Annotated in this window: 25 protein-coding genes and 3 tRNA genes; 21 read left to right on the top strand and 7 right to left on the bottom strand. The window is 39.0% G+C overall.

Translation table 11 applies throughout. The annotated features are described in order from the left end of the window. Nucleotides 1-156: a DUF4177 domain-containing protein gene (locus B1s21160_RS06400; protein ID WP_190276942.1), complete on the top strand. Its 156-nt coding sequence runs from the start codon at nt 1-3 to the stop codon at nt 154-156. Next, a complete protein-coding gene (locus tag B1s21160_RS05905) occupies nt 153-614 on the top strand; it encodes a RidA family protein (RefSeq protein ID WP_095672793.1) in 462 nt (153 codons plus the stop codon). Before B1s21160_RS06400 ends, B1s21160_RS05905 begins: the two co-directional genes overlap by 4 nt. Here B1s21160_RS05905 and B1s21160_RS05900 read toward each other — a convergent pair. Next, nucleotides 611-1,300: a Crp/Fnr family transcriptional regulator gene (locus tag B1s21160_RS05900; RefSeq protein ID WP_095672922.1), complete on the bottom strand. Its 690-nt coding sequence runs from the start codon at nt 1,298-1,300 to the stop codon at nt 611-613. The two genes, B1s21160_RS05905 and B1s21160_RS05900, sit on opposite strands and share 4 nt — an antisense overlap. 57 nt (nt 1,301-1,357) lie before the next feature. Here B1s21160_RS05900 and nth point away from each other — a divergent pair, with 57 nt between their 5' ends. The 3 genes from nth to B1s21160_RS05885 are packed head-to-tail and all read left to right on the top strand — an operon-like array spanning nt 1,358 to nt 3,089. Then, nucleotides 1,358-2,059: an endonuclease III gene (gene nth / locus B1s21160_RS05895; RefSeq protein ID WP_095672792.1), complete on the top strand. Its 702-nt coding sequence runs from the start codon at nt 1,358-1,360 to the stop codon at nt 2,057-2,059. After that, nucleotides 2,056-2,598: a TlpA disulfide reductase family protein gene (locus B1s21160_RS05890; RefSeq protein ID WP_095672791.1), complete on the top strand. Its 543-nt coding sequence runs from the start codon at nt 2,056-2,058 to the stop codon at nt 2,596-2,598. Before nth ends, B1s21160_RS05890 begins: the two co-directional genes overlap by 4 nt. After that, entirely contained in the window at nt 2,595-3,089 is a 495-nt protein-coding gene (locus B1s21160_RS05885) for a CvpA family protein (protein WP_095672790.1), read from the top strand. The genes B1s21160_RS05890 and B1s21160_RS05885 overlap by 4 nt, the downstream gene beginning before the upstream one ends. On the opposite strand, the gene acs is transcribed toward B1s21160_RS05885, so the two are convergent. After that, nucleotides 3,086-5,044: an acetate--CoA ligase gene (gene acs, locus B1s21160_RS05880; protein WP_095672789.1), complete on the bottom strand. Its 1,959-nt coding sequence runs from the start codon at nt 5,042-5,044 to the stop codon at nt 3,086-3,088. The genes B1s21160_RS05885 and acs overlap by 4 nt on opposite strands. Before the next feature lie 131 nt (nt 5,045-5,175). Here acs and B1s21160_RS06480 point away from each other — a divergent pair, with 131 nt between their 5' ends. The 11 genes from B1s21160_RS06480 to B1s21160_RS05830 all read left to right on the top strand — a co-directional run bounded on the left by B1s21160_RS06480 (nt 5,176) and on the right by B1s21160_RS05830 (nt 13,325). After that, nucleotides 5,176-5,298 (top strand): hypothetical protein, encoded by a 123-nt coding sequence (locus B1s21160_RS06480; protein ID WP_257789493.1) that lies wholly within the window; start codon nt 5,176-5,178, stop codon nt 5,296-5,298. Nucleotides 5,299-5,462: 164 nt separating this feature from the next. Continuing rightward, the gene (locus B1s21160_RS05875) at nt 5,463-6,374 is read left to right on the top strand and encodes a class I SAM-dependent methyltransferase (protein ID WP_095672788.1); all 912 of its coding nucleotides are present in this window, start codon (nt 5,463-5,465) and stop codon (nt 6,372-6,374) included. Further along, on the top strand, nt 6,374-7,660 hold the full coding sequence (locus B1s21160_RS05870) for an adenylosuccinate synthase (protein WP_095672787.1): 1,287 nt from the start codon (nt 6,374-6,376) through the stop codon (nt 7,658-7,660). Before B1s21160_RS05875 ends, B1s21160_RS05870 begins: the two co-directional genes overlap by 1 nt. Further along, nucleotides 7,657-9,039 (top strand): adenylosuccinate lyase, encoded by a 1,383-nt coding sequence (gene purB / locus B1s21160_RS05865; RefSeq protein WP_095672786.1) that lies wholly within the window; start codon nt 7,657-7,659, stop codon nt 9,037-9,039. The genes B1s21160_RS05870 and purB overlap by 4 nt, the downstream gene beginning before the upstream one ends. Beyond that, complete coding sequence (locus B1s21160_RS05860) at nt 9,036-9,359, top strand: sterol carrier family protein (protein WP_095672785.1); 324 nt, start codon at nt 9,036-9,038, stop codon at nt 9,357-9,359. Before purB ends, B1s21160_RS05860 begins: the two co-directional genes overlap by 4 nt. Then, complete coding sequence (locus B1s21160_RS05855) at nt 9,359-10,738, top strand: hypothetical protein (RefSeq protein ID WP_095672784.1); 1,380 nt, start codon at nt 9,359-9,361, stop codon at nt 10,736-10,738. Before B1s21160_RS05860 ends, B1s21160_RS05855 begins: the two co-directional genes overlap by 1 nt. A 44-nt stretch (nt 10,739-10,782) precedes the next feature. Next, the gene (locus B1s21160_RS05850; RefSeq protein WP_095672783.1) at nt 10,783-10,953 is read left to right on the top strand and encodes a DUF3073 domain-containing protein; all 171 of its coding nucleotides are present in this window, start codon (nt 10,783-10,785) and stop codon (nt 10,951-10,953) included. A 10-nt stretch (nt 10,954-10,963) separates the two neighbouring features. Next, nucleotides 10,964-11,779: a DUF8083 family protein gene (locus tag B1s21160_RS05845; RefSeq protein ID WP_095672782.1), complete on the top strand. Its 816-nt coding sequence runs from the start codon at nt 10,964-10,966 to the stop codon at nt 11,777-11,779. A 98-nt stretch (nt 11,780-11,877) separates the two neighbouring features. After that, complete coding sequence (locus tag B1s21160_RS05840) at nt 11,878-12,066, top strand: BldC family transcriptional regulator (RefSeq protein ID WP_095672781.1); 189 nt, start codon at nt 11,878-11,880, stop codon at nt 12,064-12,066. Between the two features lie 20 nt (nt 12,067-12,086). After that, the gene (locus B1s21160_RS05835; protein WP_095672780.1) at nt 12,087-12,269 is read left to right on the top strand and encodes a DUF5302 family protein; all 183 of its coding nucleotides are present in this window, start codon (nt 12,087-12,089) and stop codon (nt 12,267-12,269) included. Between the two features lie 18 nt (nt 12,270-12,287). After that, nucleotides 12,288-13,325 (top strand): glycosyltransferase family 4 protein, encoded by a 1,038-nt coding sequence (locus tag B1s21160_RS05830; protein ID WP_095672779.1) that lies wholly within the window; start codon nt 12,288-12,290, stop codon nt 13,323-13,325. Here the strand turns inward: B1s21160_RS05830 and B1s21160_RS05825 are convergent. From B1s21160_RS05825 to B1s21160_RS05810, 4 genes are all read right to left on the bottom strand, one after another. Then, nucleotides 13,322-13,729 (bottom strand): GtrA family protein, encoded by a 408-nt coding sequence (locus B1s21160_RS05825; protein ID WP_095672778.1) that lies wholly within the window; start codon nt 13,727-13,729, stop codon nt 13,322-13,324. The genes B1s21160_RS05830 and B1s21160_RS05825 overlap by 4 nt on opposite strands. 26 nt (nt 13,730-13,755) lie before the next feature. Further along, nucleotides 13,756-13,832: transfer RNA gene (locus B1s21160_RS05820), tRNA-Phe, on the bottom strand. Between the two features lie 24 nt (nt 13,833-13,856). Beyond that, a tRNA-Asp gene (locus B1s21160_RS05815) sits at nt 13,857-13,930 on the bottom strand. Between the two features lie 37 nt (nt 13,931-13,967). Beyond that, nucleotides 13,968-14,040: transfer RNA gene (locus B1s21160_RS05810), tRNA-Glu, on the bottom strand. Between the two features lie 64 nt (nt 14,041-14,104). On the opposite strand from B1s21160_RS05810, the gene B1s21160_RS05805 reads away from it, so the two are divergent. From B1s21160_RS05805 to B1s21160_RS05785, 5 genes are all read left to right on the top strand, one after another. After that, nucleotides 14,105-15,070 carry an L-threonylcarbamoyladenylate synthase gene (locus B1s21160_RS05805; protein WP_095672777.1) on the top strand — a complete coding sequence of 322 codons (966 nt, stop codon included), beginning with the start codon at nt 14,105-14,107 and terminating at the stop codon, nt 15,068-15,070. 52 nt (nt 15,071-15,122) lie between these two features. After that, complete coding sequence (locus B1s21160_RS05800; RefSeq protein ID WP_095672776.1) at nt 15,123-16,022, top strand: Gfo/Idh/MocA family protein; 900 nt, start codon at nt 15,123-15,125, stop codon at nt 16,020-16,022. A 3-nt stretch (nt 16,023-16,025) separates the two neighbouring features. After that, entirely contained in the window at nt 16,026-16,724 is a 699-nt protein-coding gene (locus tag B1s21160_RS05795) for an acylneuraminate cytidylyltransferase family protein (RefSeq protein ID WP_095672775.1), read from the top strand. Continuing rightward, nucleotides 16,721-17,518, top strand: a complete 798-nt coding sequence (locus tag B1s21160_RS05790; protein WP_095672774.1) for an SDR family oxidoreductase — start codon at nt 16,721-16,723, stop codon at nt 17,516-17,518. The genes B1s21160_RS05795 and B1s21160_RS05790 overlap by 4 nt, the downstream gene beginning before the upstream one ends. A 149-nt stretch (nt 17,519-17,667) precedes the next feature. Continuing rightward, a complete protein-coding gene (locus tag B1s21160_RS05785) occupies nt 17,668-18,009 on the top strand; it encodes a HisA/HisF-related TIM barrel protein (protein WP_095672773.1) in 342 nt (113 codons plus the stop codon). A 3-nt stretch (nt 18,010-18,012) separates the two neighbouring features. Here the strand turns inward: B1s21160_RS05785 and B1s21160_RS05780 are convergent, their stop codons facing one another. Continuing rightward, a complete protein-coding gene (locus tag B1s21160_RS05780) occupies nt 18,013-19,458 on the bottom strand; it encodes a DegT/DnrJ/EryC1/StrS family aminotransferase (protein ID WP_095672772.1) in 1,446 nt (481 codons plus the stop codon). Nucleotides 19,459-19,461 lie beyond the last annotated feature (3 nt).

Raw genomic sequence — 19,461 nt, 5'->3', positions numbered from 1 at the left:
ATGAAATATGAATATGTGACTGTGCCATTACTAACTCATGCAACAAAGCAGATCCTAGATACCTGGGGCTCTGAAGGTTGGGATTTAGTGCAAGTTGTTCCTGCCCCTGGTGGTGGCGATCAATTAGTTGCATATATGAAGAGAGTGATTGCGTGAGTACTAAAGAAAAGCTTTCCGCACTTGGCCTAACACTTCCAACTGCTGCAGCTCCAGTTGCTGCATATGTGCCGGCAGTTAAAAGTGGCAATCTCATTTTCACGGCCGGACAGCTTCCAGTAATTGATGGCAAATTAGTTAAAGAGGGCAAGGTCGGCAGTGATGTCAGCGCAGAGGATGCGAAAGAGCTGGCCCAAATTTGTGCGCTAAACGCACTTGCAGCAATTTCATTAGTTACAGATCTTGATCAAGTTGAAAGAGTGGTCAGGATTGGCGGTTTTGTTAATTGCGCACCCGGCTTCATGGCAATACCAGGAGTAGTAAATGGTGCTAGTGAATTATTGATTAAGATTTTTGGAGATGTAAATGGCAAACACGCAAGAACTGCAGTTGGGGTTGCTGAATTGCCACTGAATGCACCAGTTGAAATTGAACTGATTGTGCAATTAAAGAATTAACGCCCGCGCTTAACTAATCTTTCATAATCTAAAATAATTACTGCGCGTGGTTCAAGTTTTACCCAACCACGGGATGCAAAATCAGCTAATGCTTTATTAACAGTTTCTCTTGATGCCCCAACTAATTGGGCTAGCTCCTCTTGGGTTAGCTCATGGTTAACATGCAGACCATCATCTTTTTTGGTTCCAAATCGCTCACCTAATTCAATAATTGCCTTAGCAACTCGGCCGGGTACATCAGCAAAGACTAAATCAGATAAAACATCATTGGCTCTTCTTAATCGTTGTGAGAGTCTTTTTAGTAGTTGAAGTGAAACATGTGGGTGGGCTGTTACCCAGCCAATAACCTGATCATTAGCAAGGGCTAGTAACTTAGAGTCAACTACTGCGGTTGCAGTTGCTGTTCTTGGTCCTGGATCAAAGAGTGATAACTCACCAAACATGTCACCAGGTCCTAAAATTGACAAAAGGTTTTCTCTGCCATCACCGGAGGATGTGCCAAGCTTTAACTTGCCCTCAACTACCACAAATAACTTATCTCCTGGGTCACCCTCTTTAAATAAAACCTGACCCTTTGAAATCTTTATACCATTCATGGATGCTCGCAAGCTGGCAGCGGAGGCATCATCTAAAGCACTAAAAAGCGGGGCTTTTCTAACAACCTCATCTTCATTTTTGGCGGGCATAGCCATAAGGATACTGCTGGGAGGTAGTACAACTCCAATCAGCGTAATCTTGGGCAAATGCGAGAGAGTTTGGCTCAAAAGAAAGTTCGAGCAAGGGCGATCTATCGAATTTTATGTAAAAGCTATCCAAATGTTAGGTGTGAATTAGATTATAAAACTCCTTTTCAATTACTAGTTGCAACTGTTTTATCGGCGCAATGCACCGATAAGCGAGTGAATCAAACAACGCCTGCCTTATTTAAGAAATATCCAAATCCGGCAAAGATGGCACAGGCTGATGTTAAAGATATTCAAAGATTGGTTAAATCAACTGGTTTTTACCGGGCAAAGGCTAAGAATATAAAGTCACTTAGTAGCAAGATAGTTACAGATTATGATGGCAAGGTACCAAGCAAATTAGAAAGTTTGATCACTTTTCCTGGAGTTGGCCGAAAGACAGCCAATGTTGTTTTGGGTCATGCATTTGGTATTCCAGGCTTAACTGTTGATACTCACTTTGGCAGATTAAGTAGAAGATTTAAGTGGAGTAAATCTATGGACCCGGTAAAGGTTGAGTTTGAGGTTGCTGATTTAATCACAAGAAAAGAATGGACCAATTTGTCGCAGCGCTTAATCTGGCATGGCAGAAGAGTGTGCCATTCAAGAAAGCCAGCATGTGGTGCTTGTCCAATCGCCAAGTACTGTCCATCATTTGGAATAGGTGAGATGGATCCAATAAAGGCAAAGCTAATGGTGAAAGTTGAGGCAGATTTCAAATGAAAAAACTTTTAAGTTTATTAATCACCACTTTGCTAATTTCTAGCTGCACATCACCAACCAAGGTAAGTGCACCGGGCATTGTTGCATCTTGTGATCAAATCAAATTACTAGAGAGCGTCGATAAATCCGTTTTGATGCCATGTTTAGATGGGTCGGCGGAAATAAATTTTCATCAATTACAAGGACCCTTGCTTATAAATGTATGGGGATCATGGTGTGAAGGATGTAAGCAGGAGATGCCTTATTTTGTTGAGCTGTATCAAAATCCACTATTTAAAAACGGGCAGATCCAGATGCTTGGCGTAAATGTCGAGGAAAAATCTAAAGAGGATGCTATTGATTACATTCAAAAAAGTGGGATGAGTTGGCCAAATCTTGAAGATGCAAGTGGAATTTCAAAATCTATATTTGGACCAGGAGTTCCGGTCACTTGGTTTATCGATGAAAATGGCAAAACTGTCGAAACTAAAATAGGAGCTTACACAAATAAAAAGCAATTATTTAATCAAGTTGAAAAAGCTTTTGGAGTTAAGTTATGAATTACTTTGATCTATTAATAGTTTTAGTTCTTCTGATCGCTTTTTATAGTGGATATAAAAATGGTTTGATCAAAACGATTTTTAGAACTGCTGGTTATATTGCAGGTGGTGTAGCGGGATTGGCCTTGGCTGTTAAATATCTTGCCACTTGGGATAGTCAGAGCCAGAAAGTTGTTTTGGCATTACTAGCAGTTTTTGTTGGAGCCTCTATAGGTGATTTTTTACTAGGCAAGATTGGCTCATTATTTCGCAAGATTCTTTTTGTACCGCCCTTTAAACTTATTGATTCACTGGTAGGGGCGGCCATTTCAACACTTCGCGCAGCCTTTATTTTGTATTTAGTTGCAACACTGTTGGTGTTTTCAACTTGGGGTATCGCAGATAAATACATAAAGCCTTCAGAACTTTATGATTATGTAGATTCTCATCTACCCTCAGTAATGAATGAGGTAAAGAGTGAGATTGTTAAGTTACTTGAGAAAGTGAACTAATCCTCACTCTTTCCAGTTTTTAAACCTTCAGAGATTAACTTCATTATATTTGGATCAGCAAGGGTTGTGGAATCTCCAACTGCTCTATTTTCTGCCACATCCCGTAATAGCCTGCGCATAATTTTGCCGCTTCTTGTCTTTGGTAATTCTGCAACAACCATAATCTGGCGAGGTTTTGCAATTGGGCCAATTTGTTTTGCCACATGATCACGTAGCTCTTTAACTAAAGCATCCCCTGTGGCTGATTCAATTCCGCCTCTTAGAATTACAAATGCAACAATGCCCTGCCCAGTCATTTCATCCTTTGCGCCAACTACTGCAGCCTCGGCAACCACATCATGAGAAACTAATGCCGATTCAACCTCTGTTGTTGAGATGCGATGCCCTGAAACATTCATAACATCATCAACTCGGCCAAGTAACCAGATCGCGCCATCCTTATCTAACTTCGCGCCATCTCCTGCAAAGTAAACTCCAGCAAAGCGTGACCAGTAAGTTTCTTTATAGCGAATGGGTTCATTCCAAACACCACGCATCATTGATGGCCAAGGCTTTGTTAAGACAAGATAACCACCTCTGCCATTGCCAACAGCTTTACCTTCATCATCAACAACCTCAGCAGAAATTCCAGGGAGGGCTTTCATGGCACTGCCTGGTTTTGTTGCAGTAACTCCAGGTAATGGCGAGATCATGATTGCGCCAGTCTCTGTCTGCCACCAAGTGTCAACAATTGGGCAGTTGTTTTTTCCAATCACCTCTCGATACCACATCCATGCTTCAGGATTAATTGGCTCACCAACTGAACCAAGCAAGCGAAGGGATGAAAGATTAGATTTGTTTGGAAACTCATCTCCCCATTTCATCCAGGTTCTTATCAAAGTAGGCGCGGTATATAAAATACTGACTTTGTATTTTTCAATTAATTCAAATAATCGTCCTTTACTTGGAGTGTCAGGTGTTCCTTCATACATAAGCTGAGTTGCACCATTAATCAGTGGGCCATAAACCACATATGAGTGGCCGGTAATCCAACCAATATCTGCGGTGCACCAGTAGATATCTTTCTCAGGTTTTAAATCAAATACTGCATGATGGGTGAAAGCTGCCTGAGTTAAATAACCACCTGTGGTGTGATAAATACCTTTTGGTTTTGCAGTAGTTCCTGAGGTGTAGAGAATAAATAAGCCATTTTCTGAATCAAAGAACTCACACTCATGCTTATCAGATTGCTTATCAACAAGCTCATGCCACCAAATATCTTTTGAAGCATCAAACTTAGTTTCTTGTCCAGTTCGTTTAACAACTAAAACATTTTTAACATTTGTTTCACCCTTAAGTGCCTCATCAACTGCATGCTTTAGTGCAAATGGCGCGCCTTTTCTAAAGCCACCGTCGGCGGTAATGACTAAAGAAGCATCAGCATCTTGAATTCGAGATAACAATGAGTCGGCTGAAAATCCACCAAAGACTACGGAGTGCATAGCGCCCAACCTTGCACATGCAAGCATTGCAATTGCTGCCTCTGGAATCATTGGCATATAGATCGCAACCCGATCTCCTTGTTTAATTCCGAGCTCTTTTAAAGCATTTGCAGCCTTGCAAACCTTTGATAAAAGATCGGCGTAGGTGATTGTTTGAGTATCTCCTGGTTCACCTTCGAAGTAGAAAGCAACTCTGTTGCCCCTGCCCTCAATTACATGTCGATCCAGGCAGTTATATGAGGCATTTAATTTCCCACCGATAAACCATTTAGCAAAAGGTAGTTGCCAATCAACAACCTGATTCCATTTTTGATTCCAATGCAATCTATTTGCTTGTTTTTCCCAAAAGGCTAAGCGATCTGTATCTGCCTCCTTATAAATATCACTTTTTGCATTTGCATTATCTATAAATGTTTGTGAAGGAAGAAAGGTGCGATCTTCATAAGATAGGTTTTCAAAAGATTCACTACTCATAGTAAGGCTGAGGTTATCAGCGATAAGTTTTCCCCACTAGAAGCAGATAAAAACATTTAGTGCCAGCCTTTAGATATGCTAGATGAATCTGATAAAGCCCATGCAATTAAAACAAAAAGAAATGGAGCTTTATGTTAACTGGCACTTTAATCACCTTAATTACCCTGCTGGAGCGGCTACTCGCCTCTGGCACATTAACCATGGCCCTATCGGCGTTGTTTAAAAAGGCGTTGCTTCTGCTTGGTGCCTACTAGAGCAGATTTAGCGCAGGCATTGGGGCGGTGATTTCTAAAACCGCCCTAAATGTGGTGGAATTGGTCGTAATCCCGTAAGGAAATTACCTGTTTAATCATTGATTTAACAGATGACCAAGGGAGAAACTTGATGAACTACTTGGCGAATTCTTCGAAATTTTTTTATGACAGATAATTTGAATTGTATGTTGTGTGGATCAATTTCTTTTCAGCGCAAAGGAAAAATTAGAACCAACAGAAAAATACTTGCTAATAAAGTTTTAGAGTGCTCGCACTGCGGTCTTGTCTTTCTTAACAATGATACTCATATTTCAGAACATCACTATGAACAATCGTTGATGCACGATACTGTTTTAGATCTTGCGGAGTCTAGACTTGAAACTAAAGTTGATGATTTGAGACGTTTAAGCATGTTGGAAAGTGAAATTAAAGACAAAAACTTGGTAGAGATAGGGAGTGGCAACGGTGGGTTCTTAACATTAGCAAAGCACTTAGTAAAATCGGCCGTAGGGGTTGAGCCAGAAAAAAAACATCATGATAATTTTAATTCGGAAAATCTCAAAGTTTATTCTAGTATTAATGAGTATGCTAATAGTATAAACAATAGTATTGAATATAGAGCTGACGTAGTTGCCTCATTTCATGTTATTGAACATGTCAAAAATCCTTTAGATTTTTTACTACAAATGCTTAGCCTTCTAAAGCCCAACGGCAAAGCTTTTGTAGAAACTCCCAATTCAAATGATGCGCTCATAAAACTATACGATTCATCTGCTTTTCAAGACTTTACCTACTGGGATAATCATCTGGTCTTATTTAACAAAGAATCTATTGAGCATATGGTAAAAAAGATAAGCGGAGTGACTTTCAGATCAATTCCAGTCCAAAGGTACGGAATCGCAAATCATTTGTATTGGTTAGCAAATGGAAAGCCAGGTGGGCATAAAAAATGGAATTTTCTTGATAACACCTCGATGAATAAGCAATATCAAGAATTGTTGGCTGATCAAAATATGAATGACACATTGTTTTACGAATTTACTAAAATAAGTTCAGAATGTAAGGTTGCTCAATAATGACTGCAATAGTTTTACTTGGTGCGCAGTGGGGCGATGAGGGCAAGGGAAAAGCAACCGATTTATTAGGTGATCGAGTTGATTATGTAGTCCGCTATCAAGGCGGCAATAACGCAGGACACACAGTTGTTATCGGTGATCAAAAATACGCACTCCACCTACTTCCTTCCGGAATTTTATCTTCAAATGTAGTTCCGGTAATTGGTAATGGTGTTGTAATTGATCCAGCCGTTCTACTAGAAGAAATCAAAGGGCTAAATGAGCGAGGTATTAATACCTCAAAACTTAAGATTTCAACTAACGCACATTTAATAACACCATACCATCGAACAATCGATAAGGTTTCAGAGCGATTTTTAGGAAAATCAAAGATTGGCACAACGGGGCGTGGAATTGGGCCAGCATATGCTGACAAGATAAATCGCATTGGAATTAGAGTTCAAGATCTATTTGATCAATCAATTTTAAAGCAAAAGATTGAAGCAGCACTCCATGATAAAAATCAGATTTTGGTAAAGGTCTTTAATCGCAAAGGAATTACAGTTGATGAAGTAATCAGTGAGTATTTGGGGTATGCCGAAATTTTAAAACCTTATGTAACAGATACTTCACTTCTTTTAGATCAAGCTTTGCAACAAGGCAAAGTTGTATTACTTGAAGGCTCTCAAGGAACTTTATTAGATGTTGATCATGGAACTTATCCTTTTGTTACATCCTCTAACCCAACTGCAGGGGGAGCATCTACTGGATCTGGAATTGGTCCGACAAAGATCACACGCGTAATTGGAATTCTTAAGGCATACACAACACGTGTTGGAAGTGGTCCATTTCCAACTGAGTTATTTGATGAAGATGGTGAGGCGCTTAGAAAAATTGGTGGCGAGGTTGGTGTTACAACAGGACGCAATAGACGCTGTGGTTGGTTTGACGCACCTATTGCCAGGTATGCAGTTCGCGTAAATGGCTTAACTGACTTTTTCCTAACAAAATTAGATGTCTTAACTGGCTGGGAGAAGATTCCAGTTTGTGTGGCTTATGAGATCGATGGCAAGCTGGTTGAAGAGCTACCTGCTTCACAATCTGATTTTCACCATGCCAAGCCAATATATGAGTACCTACCTGGCTGGAAAGAGAATATTTCAAAAGCGAGATCTGTTACAGATCTTCCAAAGAATGCTCAGGAGTATGTGAAATTCTTAGAGAAGATTTCAGGGGCTCCAATGAGCGCTATTGGCGTTGGCCCTGGCAGAGATGAAACAATCGTAGTTAGGGACTTAATCAAATGAGTATCACACCAAACGTATTAGCAACAAGATATGCCACTAAAGAGATGGTGGCTATCTTTGATCCAATCAATAAAATCATAAATGAACGTAAGTTTTGGATCACAATTCTAAAATTGCAGCAAAAAGCAGGGCTTCCAATTACAGATGGAGATATTAAGGCGTATGAGCAGGTAATTGAAAAAGTAGAGTTAGCTTCGATTGATAAGCGAGAGATAAAAACTCGCCATGATGTTAAGGCACGGATTGAGGAGTTTAACGCACTCTCTGGAGTTGAAAAGATTCATATTGGTCTTACAAGCAGGGATTTAACTGAAAACATTGAAGTGATTCAAATAAAAGCTGGTCTTGAATTAATTGAGTATCGAGTTCTGCAAACCCTATTTTTGCTGGGTGAGAAAATATCAAAGTATGAAAAAACCTATATGGTGGGTAGGTCACATAATGTTGCAGCTCAAGTAACTACTCTAGGTAAACGTTTTGCCTCATGTGCTGAGGAATTGTTGTTTGCCCATACCGCGCTTAAGGAATTAATAGTTCGACTGCCACTTCGTGGCATTAAAGGGCCGGTCGGTACATCTCAAGATGCATTAGATGCAATGGGTAAGGATTTTACGAATTTGGAAGAAAGTATTGCTGATGATTATGGATTTGAAAATACTTGGGCTTCTGTTGGGCAGATTTATCCAAGATCAGTTGATTTTGAGGTTGTATCTAAGTTGTTGCAGATTGCATCTGCTCCATCATCTATGGCAACCACAATTAGATTAATGGCAGGAAGCGGATTAGTAAGTGAAGGCTTTAAAGCAGGACAGGTTGGATCTTCTGCAATGCCTCACAAAAAGAACTCAAGATCATCTGAACGTATAAATGGCATGATGGTTTTACTTCGCGGCTATAACACCATGGCGTCAGATCTAGCTGGGGATCAATGGAATGAAGGAGATGTTTCATGTTCTGTAGTTCGAAGAGTTGTAATTCCTGACACTTTTTATGTTTTAGACGGCCTGCTTCATACCTTTATGACAATTTTGCAAGAGTTTGGAGTATTTGAGGAAAAAATAAAAGCCGAATTAGATGAACAACTTCCACTTCTCGCTACAACAAAGTTACTAATGGAGTGCGTTAAAGCCGGCATGGGCCGGGAGGTGGCTCATCAAATAATTAAAAAACACTCAACAACTACTGCTCCAAGTGAGTTGTTCGCCGCCATTGGGAGTGAAAAAGAGTTTCCGCTCTCATTGGAGCAGATGAATAGATTGATTCAAAACCCATCTGATTTTGCTGGCCTATCGGTTGAACAGGCAAATAAGGTAAAGGATATGATCAAATTGCAAATAAATGGAAAACTCTCAAAGGTTGAGTTAACCGATCTTCGATGATTCAAGATTCTGAAGCAAAAAGCCAAGTGAAAGAAATCCTTAGAATTATCAAACAAGTTGCCCCGGGTAAGTCGGTTGAACTTCGAATACCACCATATGCTGCAATTCAATGTGTGACGGGATTAGTTCATACACGAGGCACTCCACCAAATGTGGTGGAAATGGAAGGACAAGTTCTTATTGAGTTATTCCAGAACCCTGACCTCTGGGATAAGTTTTGCCTTAATGGTTTGATAAGCGCGTCTGGTACAAATGCTAACTTACATGCAGTTGTTGCCGAGGCAAGTAAACTAGATTTAGGCTTAAGATTAGGGAAGTGATGGCTAGCAAATCTAAACGTGCTCGAATGGCACCTGCTCATAATCAAGCTAAGAACTTTATGCATTGGGCTGCCGCAATTTTTGTCATCAAACTGTTAGTCATTTTTAATATACAGGCCGGCAATATAGAAATTTATGCGCAGCCATTTTTTCTTGACGGCATATGGTTAGGCGCTGACGGTGAAAACTATCTAAAAGGGTTTGAAGCATTAAGTAAGGAAGGAATCTTTGCAAAGGAGATTTTATTAAGTTATTGGCCCGCCGGATACCCACTAATAATTTATCTAATTTCCTTAATGGGTAAGGGATTCACATTAACCTTACTTTCAATATTGCAGTCAGCAATTTTTTCATGGGCGGTTTACTACTTTGCGTTACAACTATCACGAACTAGATTAAGAAAATTTGCCGGATTTGTATTTTTCCTAATTCTTCTTAATCCAACGCTTTCATTAAATTCTATAGCTGTTGGATATGAGAGTTTGACAGCATCAGGCTTTTTGATTGCAGTTGCGCTGATAATTAAGGATTTACTAGAAAGAAATGAACAAAGTTTCATTTGGTACTTATCCTTGAACTCGGTAATTTTCGGGCTACTTGTTTTTATGCAGCCTAGACTCATTATTGCTGGAATTTTAGTTAACTTGGTCTGGATCTTTTCGAGAAAGCGAATTCGGGTTAGTGCTTTATTAACGGTATTTAGCTTAATTATAATTCTGTTTTTCCCTGCTTCACTGATTTATCGAAATCATGTGTCAACTGGCACAAATTCTGTTTCTACAAATCTTGGGGCGACAATGAACATTGGCGCGGGTGACACTGCGTCAGGCGGGTATGCAAGCAAATGGGATGGCGTACCGTGCAATTTATCCGGAACTGAGGCACAACAAGATAATCAACGGATAAAATGTGTTCTTCAATGGTACGTAAGTAATCCAACCAAATCATTGAAGTTGTTTTACAACAAAACACAATATTTTTGGTCTCCTTGGTATGGGCCGTTAGCAAACGGAACTATGGCAAGAAATCCATGGTTAACGATTAATCCAGTAAAAAACATCACCTCAAATCAAGAAGGTTTAAATCTTGTTGTAGGTGGCTTTGGGCAACTGGTTTCATGGCTCTGGTTATTAGGAGGGTTATTTCTTCTAATTTATGGTTTTGCGATTCTATGGCGTCAAAAACATTTAGAGAGGGTTATTGCGGTGATCGCAATAATAATAATTAGTACCAATTGGTTGATTTCATTACTATCTATTGGAGACCATAGATTTAGGTTGCCCATTATGGGTATGAGCCTCTTCTTGCAGGCTGTGGGGCTTCGAACTTTATTCAGCGGTTTTAAACCTCCAATGGTTGAAGGCCCATCTTTACGATAATCTACCTCACCTGACAGCGCAGATATATTGAGGGAGGGCCGATAATGGGACGTGGCCGTTCAAAAGCAAAACAAACTAAAGTAGCAAGAGATCTTAAGTACTCAAATCAAGATATGGATCTAGAGCGCTTAGCAAAAGAATTGCATGGTGAGGTAAGTGAAGATAAGGATTTTAATGATGAATCCTCCAAAGATAATTACACACCTCGTAATTAATTAGTTACTAATGCGACCAACACCTTATGTTGCATCCCTTAGGGTTTATGAACCTTTAACAACTTTTGATAAAGAGAATCAAAATAGGTGGAGTCAAATTCCAGTTTCAACTCCAACAGGCAGAGATGAACAAAATAGAGCGCTGCGTCGCACAATCATTACAGAACCACCTGCGCTTAAATTAGATGGCGCACATTTTTTAGAAGTTGATAAAAAGAAATACATAGCTCCTTGGTCAACAGCAGCTAGGTGCTGGGCAGCATTGGATGATTTCAAATCTTCAATGCCATTTACAATAAGTAGTTTTTTTCTGCCTAAAGAAATTGAAAACGCACTTTCTCTAAACTCTGAAAGTATTGAAGATAAGGTCTCTCACATCATTACTGCAACCTGGAGTATTCCACCACGTTGGTTTGCACTCTTTGAGCCTTCCGATCGAATTAGTGGCACCAATGATGATGGTGCTTACACAATTCTTCGAACCTCAATATCAAATGCAAAGCAAAGATGTTTATTCGCCCATCAAGCAGTGGTAAATGCATTTGGTAATGGACCAATTGAGCAGGAGATTACAGATTTACTTGAATGGCTATCAATTTTTGATACTAACTCAATTGTGGAATGTGACTACGGAGGGTTAGCTATTTACTTAGAGAAATCTTTGATTGAAAATGGTCAACCTGGATTAAACGCCGATACTTCAATAGAGGATGTTGCTAGATCACTCGCCGGCTTAGCGGCGGGAGATGGCGCACTCGCAGGCCAGGGTTATGAGCGACTAGTTACTCGCTGGCGAAGGGTTGCTGCCTTTGAGCAAGCTATGTAATTTCAAATACTTGTCATTTACTCACCCAAACCACAATACTTGCCTCATAAGGTTTAAATCGGACATACTCACCAACTAACTCACAAGGAGCAATGTAAATGAACTCAGATCATGAGGTCTTATTGACTCCCTCTGAGGTTGCATCATTATTTAGAGTAGATCCAAAGACTGTTACCAGATGGGCAAAATCTGGCAAGTTAACCTCAATTAGAACATTGGGTGGACATCGAAGATATAAAGAGTCTGAGGTTAAAGCACTTCTCCTTAAAACAACTTGCAACAGTTAAAGAATGGATAGAGATTAACTATGAGTGAAGAAAAAAACACTGGTGAAGATGCAAAAGCTAAAATGCTGGCAGCTCTTGCAAAAAAGCAAAAAGGTAGTAACTCAGGCAAAAGCGCAGGGCCTACTTCAGGATCCAAGGTTGGCTCAGGGCAAACCGGTGGCTCTGCTCCAAAGATGCATAGACGCAAATCTGGTTCAGCTTAATTAACTTTATCTAGCCAAATGGGAATAACAAATACTGAGTACTTCTTACTGTTTGTAATTTCCTATTTATTTGTGGGAGTTCTGACACCGGTAATGCGAAAGATTGCCATTGCCACAGATGTGGTCGATCGACCTAACTCCTCCCATAAATCCCATAAAAAACCAGTCCCATATTTAGGCGGGGTAGCAATAATTATTGGGGTAATTACAGTTTCTTACTCCGCTTCCCTTTTCTCACAATTCACATCAAGTACTTTCTGGCTTGCTACATCATTACTTGGCCCTGCATTATTGCTAGGGCTTATTGGTTTATGGGATGACATAAAAAACTTACCTCCCCTACCAAGATTTATAGCCCAAACCTTTGCTGGTGTATTTACTGCAAGTATTTTGATCATTACAGACAGTATTGGAAATCCGACAGGATCTTCTATTTTTGATTCAATAATTACAGTTGTTTGGATTGTTGGAATTTGTAATTCAATAAATTTCTTTGACAATTTAGATGGTGGTGCTGCTGGAACTGTTGCAATTTCATCTATTGCACTCGCTTACTTAGCTCTTAACGGTAACCAGTATTTGATCGCAGCACTCTCCGTGGTTACAGCTGGTTCTACCTTAGGATTTTTAGTCTGGAATAAGAGTCCAGCTAAAATCTATATGGGTGATGCCGGAGCTTTATTTCTAGGGGTGCTGCTAGCAACATTAACTGTTCGATTTGAACCAACCGCCCAAACACAAATGGGCTCATTTTTGATTCCAGTATTCCTGCTTGCAATTCCAATACTTGATACAACTGTTGCAGTACTTTCTAGAATACGAAGACATCTTTCACCCTTTCAAGGTGGACAAGATCATCTATCTCATCGATTAATCAGATCAGGCCTTACCAGGAAGACATCTGCAATAATTTTGTGGAGCTTATCTGGGCTATTTGCCGGAGTTTCAGTTTTGCTACCAAATGCATCCCAAAGTTCTACAAATTACTTCTTAATTGGGGCAGGATTGACTTGGTTTAGTCTGTTTATTGTTTTTTTTAGAACTAAAGATAACTAAGATTTTTTCTTAAACACTAAGTGATTTAAAACAAAGTAATTGACGGGCACTATCAAAAGTAGCGGAACTAATTTAGCTACTTTTGGATCAAGCCCAGATACTAGGAGAATTTTGATTATTGAGGTTGAAACCAACCACCAAAACATAAGGTTTATTAGGTATCTAAAACCTGATCTTGAATGAGTTTGTTCACTTCTAAAAGTCCATCTATGGTGAGTTAAATAGTTAATACAAGTTGCAACCGATGCTGAAATTAGGTTGGCTAGGAATACGGAGCTAATAGGTCCATAAAGTGAAATAAATAGTAAGTAGTCAATTAATGTGGTGGTTATGCCGACCATTCCCCATCTAATCATTGAGTACTGAAAGTATTTAGCTTTAAGCACACTAACTTTTGAAGTCATTAATTCCTATCTTGAACTCCTTCTAATGGTGGCTGAGGCCGGGATCGAACCGGCGACCTAACGATTTTCAGTCGTTCGCTCATACCAACTGAGCTACTCAGCCAATCAAAGTGCAGTGAAGCACTTGCGACCCAGACGGGACTTGAACCCGCGACCTCCGCCGTGACAGGGCGGCGCGCTAACCAACTGCGCTACTGGGCCTTACCTTCAAAGTTGAGAATTTAACTCAACTTCGACGCGTCCCCAACGGGATTTGAACCCGTGTTAACGCCGTGAAAGGGCGACGTCCTAGGCCACTAGACGATGGGGACCTGAAGGAGAAGGGTATCGGTCAACCACATCATCTCAAAACTAAATAAATGGGATGATTTATGCATGGAAATTATCTCCAACTGCACGCAAGATGATATAAAAAAAGCGGCAAAGGCTTTGAAGGCTGGCCATCTTGTGGCATTTCCAACAGAGACTGTGTATGGATTAGGTGCTGATGCAACAAATGAGCGAGCAGTGGGCAGAATCTACAGCGTTAAAGGCAGGCCATCTGATCACCCACTGATCGTTCATGTTTCATCAATTCATCTAGTAGATAAATGGGCAGTCAACATTCCAGAATATGCAATGAAACTTGCAACCCAGTTTTGGCCAGGGCCGATGACTTTAGTGTTAAAGAGAAGTGAGTTAGCTAAAAATTTTATTACGGGTAATCAAGATTCAATTGGGGTTAGGGCACCTAATCACACCATAGCCTCCTCCCTATTGAAAGAGTTTGAATTGCTTGGAGGGTTTGGAGTTGTTGCACCAAGTGCAAATAGGTTTGGAGCTGTATCGCCAACTTCAGCGCCGGCAGTAAATCAAGAGTTAGGTGGCAAATTAATTAGAGGTGATTTGATCTTGGACGGCGGTCCATCTGCTGTTGGTGTGGAATCGACAATTTTAGATTGCACAAGTACGTTGCCAAGAATTTTACGTCCAGGAGTAATAACTAGATTAATGATTGAAGAGTGTTTAGGATTGCCTCTCTCAACTGTTCAAAATAAAATCTCACCTAAATTCTCCGGGTCACACAAATCTCACTATGCACCGAAAGCAAGAGTTTTACTAAATTCTCTCCCAAGCTTAGGGGATGGCTTAATTGCCCTTAGTGAAATTGAAACTCCGAAGGGTGTAATCAGATTAGCCTCTCCAAAGAATTCAATTGAGTATGCACAGTGCCTATACGAAGCACTAAGAGATGGAGATAATAAGAATTTATCTCGAATAATCGCTATATTGCCGGAAGGATATGGAATTGAAGTTGCCATAAAGGATAGGTTAATCAAAGCTTCTTCCAAAAGCGATTAAGCTTTTCCAATAATTAAGTAAGTTTCTTCTAATAAGCAAGTAAGATTCGCATATGAAAGTACTGGTGATCGGGTTAGGCGCTGTTGGTATAAGGCACCAAAAAATACTAAAAGATTTAGGCCATCAAGTATTTACGGTCTCCAGCCATACTCTTCAATCTGAGTTTAACTTTCATTCAATGGTCAAGGCTTTAAATGTGGTAGAACCAAACTATGTGATCATTTGCAATGAAACTTTTGAACACTTAGACACATTAAAAGAATTACAAAAACACAAATATTTAGGGACAGTGTTAATTGAAAAACCACTAGATTTTAATCATCAAAAAGATAATTTTGAATTTGAAAGAATTGGGGTGGGGTACAACCTAAGGTTTCTATCTTCAATTGTTAAGTTAAAAACAGTAATTGCCCAAGATAAATTCAAGATTTATTCAGCAGAAATTTACTATGGAAATTTATATTCAAATTGGAGAGATGACAAAAGAAACTTAACCCAGTATTCATCCTTAAAAAAGAAAGGCGGAGGAGTTCTACGTGACTTCTCGCACGAATTAGATTTGTTGATCTGGCTATTTGGGGAGCCAAAAGTTAGCTACGCCGTTGGAGGGAAAATTGGGGAGGTAACGATTGACTCTGACGACTGTTGGCATGTCTATATGAACACACCGCAAGTACCAATAATTAGTTTACAATTAAATAGTTTAGACACTATGCCTAAACGAGAAATTAGGATTCTCACATCCTCAGGTACAATTTGGGTAGATCTTCTAAAAAATAAGTTAATATCATTTGGTATTCAAGTTGAATGCGAAGGTAGCATTGACGATACGTATGGCTTAATGCATGCAGCTCTGATTAGTCGCCAAGGTGAATCAGTTGCTACAATTGAAGAAGCGCTGAAAGTAGATGAATTAATCTATAAAATAGAATCGATGAGTCATGGAGCATAAAAATTGAAACGATTGGCAACAATTTGCGCTCGTAAAAATTCAAAAGGTTTACCCGGGAAGAATAAATTATTGTTGAATGGTACCCCTTTATATGCTATTGCTATTTCGCAAGCTGTCAAAACTGAATATTTTACTTCGATCACTGTCTCAACCGATGACGAAGAAATATTAGAGAATTCGTTACTATATGGCGCAGACTTGACGGTTAATCGACCACCGATCTTAACCACTGATCAAGCAGGAAAACCAGAAACAATTTTACACGCATTGTTAGAAACTGAAAAAGAATTAGGTATTAGTTATGATGTCGTGGTAGATCTTGATGTGACATCGCCATTGCGAAAAGTCGAAGATATTAAAGGGGCAATCGACATGTTGGAGCTTAATAAAGTTTCATCAGTTGTTTCTGCATGCATATCGCATCGAAATCCCTATTTTAATATACTAGAGATAGATTCGAAGGGTAAAATCTCAGTTAGTAAAACTGTTAATCCACCTTATTTAAGTAGACAATTATCGCCTAAAAGTTTTGACATGAATGCTGCGGTTCATGTTTGGAATACCCAAGCGTTAAAAAGCAACCCAATTGTCATATTTAATGATTCGCTTATATATGAAATGCCGGAGAAAAGGTCTCGAGATATAGATACAGAACTAGACTTCGAAATTGTAAAATTCTTGAGTGAAAATAGTAATAAATGAATGATTTAAAGGACGCGTTAGATTTTAGCGATAAAGTCATAGTTGTTGCTGGAGGAAATGGCTTAATCGGAAGTGCAATTACTAAAGCTTTAAGCAAATTAAATGCTACTTCTATAGTTTTGGATCAAGGTAAAAACAATATAGTAGATATAAAAAACGTTCATTTCATTGAGATAAATCAAAGCTACTCACAAGATGGTGTTAAAAAAATTGTAGATTCAATTGAACTGAACTTTGGCCCTGTCTTTGGACTCATAAATTGTATGACCACGAAAGTAAAGGACGAGAATCTTTATTTCAGTGCTATTTCAGATTACACACTATCAACCTGGAAAGAGATTGTTGAAGGAAATTTGCATAACACGTTTTTATTGTGCAGGGAGATAGGTTTAAGAATGGTAAGCAGATCTACCGGGTCGATAGTAAATTTCTGCTCAATATATGGAGCAGAAATGGGTCCAGACTTAAGAATTTATGAGAAAACTTCAACGGAAAATAAATTAATGACAACTCCAGTGTCATACACTGTGTCCAAGGGTGGAATTCAAGCACTATCCAAGCACCTAGCAACTTCCTGGGCGCAAAATGGGGTTCGAGTTAATGCTATTAGCCCAGGTGGAGTTTTTAACAACCAAAGTAAAGAATTTGTGAGGGCATATAGTAATCGTGTTCCTTTTGGGCGAATGGCCAATGTAGAAGAAATAATTGGTTTACCAATTTTTCTACTAAGTGATTTGTCCTCCTATATCACTGGACAAAACTTATTTATTGATGGAGGTCTAAGTGCTTGGTAAATATGATTAATTCAGTCTTCTAGCAAAGATAAGATTTCTTTAAATACCAGTTAATCAGAAAACCATATAGTTGCATCAAAAATAGGCGAGAAGTGCGGATCTCAGGAAGTTACTGCCAGCTTTGACTATAGAATTTATCTAGCGAGAAAATATCTAAATATAAAATTTATAACAAAGAATCAAATGTTGAAGGTCAAGAATTATTCGACCATATAAGTATGGTACAAAACTTGGGGTGCAGGGAAATTCTCATTCAGTCTTTTGACAATGACGGTACAGGTAACGGTTTAGACTTGAAATTACTTGAGTTGATACCTGATGGATTATTGACAGTACCATTAATTTTTGCTGGTGGAATTGGCAAGAGTGAACACATGCTTACTGGTTTGTCGCACCCTAGAATTGATGCAGTCTGTACGGCTAATTTGCTAAATTTTATCAATCACGGACTTGTAAACGCTCGTAAGCGGCTTAAATTAAGCAATTTTTAATATCTAAGATTTCTCAGCAATAGACTCAAAAAAACTTGAGATCACAGATGTAATCTTGCGAATTTGTTCTAAACTTAATAGCGTGGATGATGGTAAACAGATACCATTTTCGTATGCTGCTATAGAGCCACTAAATATTTCATTTTTTGAACTGTATTTTTCAAAAGCTGGTTGAATATTGAGCGGATAAAAAATCCTTCTAGTTTCAATTTGATTTGAAACTAAGTGAGTTTCTAACTTTTGAATTAAGTTTTTATCTTTTAACTTAATCACAAAAAGCCAATGTGAATTCTCGCAATCAGTATGTTCCTTTACGTAAGTGATTTTTGCAGGATATAAACTTGACAAAAACTCTTTGTAAATTCCAGCATTTTTTTGCTTAATTTCTACTAATTCTGTCACTCTTTCCATCTGAGCACATCCTATTGCTGCTTGAAGATTGGTCATCCGCATATTTGTTCCCCAAGTTTCATGCCAATACCTATTATTGGGTGAAAAGCCATGACTACGCATCATTTTGCCTTTAGAATACAAATGCTCGTTATTTAATACGAGCATTCCACCTTCACCAGTGGTAATGGTTTTGTTAGCAAAAAAAGAAAATACACCAATATCTCCAAATGTTCCTACGTGTTTACCAGAAATACGTGTACCAACTGCCTCCGCGGCGTCTTCGATGACATAAAAATTAGAATTTTTTGCGATTTTATTTATCTCTACGACATCTGCTGCATTTCCATAAAGATGGACTGGAATCACCGCTCGAGTCTTATTGGTAATTTTTGATCGGAAAGATTCCAAATCCATGCACATCGTATCCTGATCAATATCTGCAAAAATTGGGATGGCCCCTACCTGACAGACTGCATTGGCTGTTGCACCAAAAGTTACATTTGGAACAATTACTTCATCGCCTACCCCAATTTCCAACATTTTTAATGCCAAAACCAATCCTAATGTGCCATTTGAAACTGTAATTGCATACTTTGAATCCACATAGTTAGCAAAAGATTTTTCGAACATTTCAACATAATTACCAGCAGAAGAAATCCAACCAGATTTCATGGCCTCATTTAAATATTCACTCTCTCTCAAACTTAAATTTGGTTCAGAAAGTGGTATGAAACTAGATTCCCCAATCCTTAGTACTTTTATAACTAATCCATCGATGTTAATGACAGGAACAAATTTAATTCCTGGTGAGAAAGCCTTATGAATTTCAATGGGTGAACTAAACTCAGTTAAAGAATGAACGCTCTTATTTATGAAATCTTCGACAGAGTCATTTAGTTCTGCCCCCTCTAGCAGAGCTCTACGAATATCCCCGTCACTAAGGGATCCCTGCAAAATGGAATCCCGCACGAGAAAAATTAAACCTTCACCATTAGACGAAATTTGTTCAAGACATTCCTTGATATTGGCAGGCAGCTCTTTTAACATTTTTTTCATGAT

Source organism: Candidatus Nanopelagicus hibericus (genome assembly GCF_002288005.1).
Taxonomy (GTDB): Bacteria; Actinomycetota; Actinomycetes; order Nanopelagicales; family Nanopelagicaceae; genus Nanopelagicus; species Nanopelagicus hibericus.
This window is presented reverse-complemented; position numbering and strand designations above follow the sequence as displayed.